Below are 2,580 nucleotides of genomic sequence, written 5' to 3'. Positions count from 1 at the left end.
ACAACACCATCCGGCCGCACTCGTCACTCGGCTACCAGCCGCCTGCGCCACAGGTTGTCATATGGCCACCTGAACCCAGCGGTTCAGCGCCGGTCGCCCACTCCGCCATCGTCACGCGACCGACAATTCACTAACTTCGAACCTGGGCCACCGAATGGGGGCAGGCCAGTGGTGGGACGGCCAGGGCCTGTGCCTGTTCGCCAAGCGCCTGGAGAAGAACCGCTTCGTCTGGCGGCGGTGCACGCGAGCCTCGGGCTCGGCGACACCCTGCGGGCGGTTGTCGATACGGTGCGGGATCGCGAGCGCCCACGCCGTCCCACCCGTTGAGGTCTTTCTTTCCGCGCAGTGAAATGACATCGCGTCCCGGCGATGTCTCGATCCGGATGCCCTAAGAAAATCCTGGATGGCTTGGCCGAGTCGCAGCTAGGCTCGGTGCAACCCGGCAGTCTTCGAATGGCGCCAGAACTTCGCGACGCGGGAGGCTATCCTTCTCGTCGCCTTATCTCCCGTGCCCGATAGATCAATGGCCGCACTTGGTAGCGCTGCTCCCCGAGGGAATCGAACGTCTTGCCGGATCCCGATCGCGCGTGGAGAAGCTTGTAGGCGCTCTCCTCGTCGAATTTAGCGACCTCTTTGCGAGTCGGGACTGTTTGCGTTGTGCTTCTCTGCACTAGGCGTTTGCGGAACTCCGTCACGCCGAAGGTCTCTCCCTCCGCGAATAGTTCGGGCGCACACTCCTCGCAAAGGCCCGCGACGCGCTTCTTCTCGCGTACCTGCGCCTTCCGGTCGTTAGTAAGAGGGCCGTGGACCGTCCTGACAGTGTACGATGCGATCGCGGCCTTGATCACGTCGTTCATCGACTTCCGGCTTCTGGCCGCATACGCCTTAAGGTTCGAATGCTCGCCCTCGTCGAGCAGAACGGCGACCCGGGGCATCGAAGATCTCCCTGTACCTCTCGTCAAGCGTTGCCGTCCCGAGGTAGGGCGGGGGGGCATGCCTACCTGTCGTAGCATCGGATTATCACACAATTGCGCAAATGCGCAAATGTGTATTTTGGTATCTGCTTGACGGACGTTCGGTAAGGCGCCCTGCTTGTGCCTTGGCCGGGAGAAGCCCTGTGTCATTGCCGCAGCCGAGCCGGAGCGCCGAAAAGCCTTCGATGATCAGCCGCCGCAGGCGACGCGCCGTCTGATGACAGTGACGTTATTGGGAGGATGAGGCATTCCTCACATCCTTCGTTTTCCGGCCGAGCGACGCAATACAGGAGCATATCAAGAATAAGCCTTCAGCAAGCAGGTCATTACCGTGCGCGGGTGGACGCGCACGACTACCTCACCGCGCTGCTGAACTGCCTGAAGCTGACTGTGCTCCGTGATCAGCTCGATAGCCTGATCGACGAGGCGGGACGGCGGGACCTGACGATTCGCGAGGCGCTGACCCTGTTCTGCGAGCGTGAGGTCGCCCGCCGGGATCAGCGCCGGATCGACATGAGCTTCGGCCTCGCCCACTTCCCATTCGTGCGCGACCTCACCGGCTTCGACTTCGGGGCACAGCCCTCGCTTGACAAGGCGCAGATCCGGGAGATCGCGACCGGTCGCTTCATTGCCAACGGCGAGGCAGTTCTCTTCCTTGGACCACCGGGTATCGGCAAGACGCACCTGGCGGTCGCCCTCGGCCGGGAAGCCATCGTGGCGGCTTATTCCGTGGTGTTCAAGCCGGCCACGACGCTGGTGGCCCAACTCGCAAAAGCGCACGGGGAAGGCCGGCTCGAAGAGCGGCTCACCCATTACGCCAAGCCCAGGGTGCTGATCATCGACGAACTCGGCTACCTGCCCTTCGAGCCCGATGCTGGGCATCTATTCTTCCAGCTCTTGAGCCGGCGCTACGAGCGCGGCGCCATGCTCGTCACCTCGAACCGGGTCGTCGGCGAATGTGGCAGCGTCTTCGGCGATCCGGTGGTGGCCACCGCCATCCTCGATCGGCTGCTCCACCACAGCCACGTGATCACGATCCGGGGCGACAGCTACCGGCTTCGCGAAAAGCGTCGCAGTGGCCTTCTGCAGAACGCCACTGCGACGCTCAGCCAACATCAATCAGACATGGCAAACGGCATCGGGGCCTGTTCCTCGTGACGCCAAGGGGTTAGTTCCGGATGTCGCTGGACACTACGACGTGAAGAGTACCAAGCTCGTCGCCTGATGACTCCCAGCCGACCGTTATGGTCGCCGCCGGGCGCGGCCGAGAACGGCTTCACGATCCCCCGGGTACGCGGACAGAGCCTGCCTTTGAACGGGACCGCCGTATCTGCACATTTACGTATTTGTGCAAATGTGCAAATGCACACTTCGGTTTGCGGGCCGAGCGATGTCCGGCGGCTGGTCAGCCCCCATTGAAGTGGTCCGCCCTTTGGTATGGCTTTTGAGCCTGGAGGACGGACGAGATGGCAAAACACCCGAAGCCCGAGGAGATCGTCGCGAAGCTCCGTCAGGCGGACGTGCTGATCTCACAGGGCCAGAGCGTGGCCGATGCAATCCGCGCGCTCGGTGTGAGTTCGGTGACGTACTACCGGTGGCGGCGTGA

At 62.8% G+C, this 2,580-nt stretch carries 2 protein-coding genes and 2 pseudogenes; 3 read left to right on the top strand and 1 reads right to left on the bottom strand.

The features are described from left to right. A pseudogene (locus tag FV229_RS26420) lies at window positions 1-134 on the top strand (IS3 family transposase); the annotation flags it as partial. A gap of 348 nt (window positions 135-482) precedes the next feature. Here FV229_RS26420 and FV229_RS26410 read toward each other — a convergent pair. Then, complete coding sequence (locus tag FV229_RS26410) at window positions 483-935, bottom strand: hypothetical protein (RefSeq protein WP_147754749.1); 453 nt, start codon at window positions 933-935, stop codon at window positions 483-485. Between the two features lie 378 nt (window positions 936-1,313). Here FV229_RS26410 and istB point away from each other — a divergent pair, with 378 nt between their 5' ends. Next, on the top strand, window positions 1,314-2,132 hold the full coding sequence (gene istB, locus FV229_RS26405) for an IS21-like element helper ATPase IstB (RefSeq protein ID WP_246688355.1): 819 nt from the start codon (window positions 1,314-1,316) through the stop codon (window positions 2,130-2,132). Between the two features lie 308 nt (window positions 2,133-2,440). Beyond that, window positions 2,441-2,580: pseudogene (locus FV229_RS26400) on the top strand (IS3 family transposase); the annotation flags it as partial.

This window comes from Methylobacterium sp. WL120 (assembly GCF_008039465.1).
Taxonomy (GTDB): Bacteria; Pseudomonadota; Alphaproteobacteria; order Rhizobiales; family Beijerinckiaceae; genus Methylobacterium; species Methylobacterium cerastii.
This window is presented reverse-complemented; position numbering and strand designations above follow the sequence as displayed.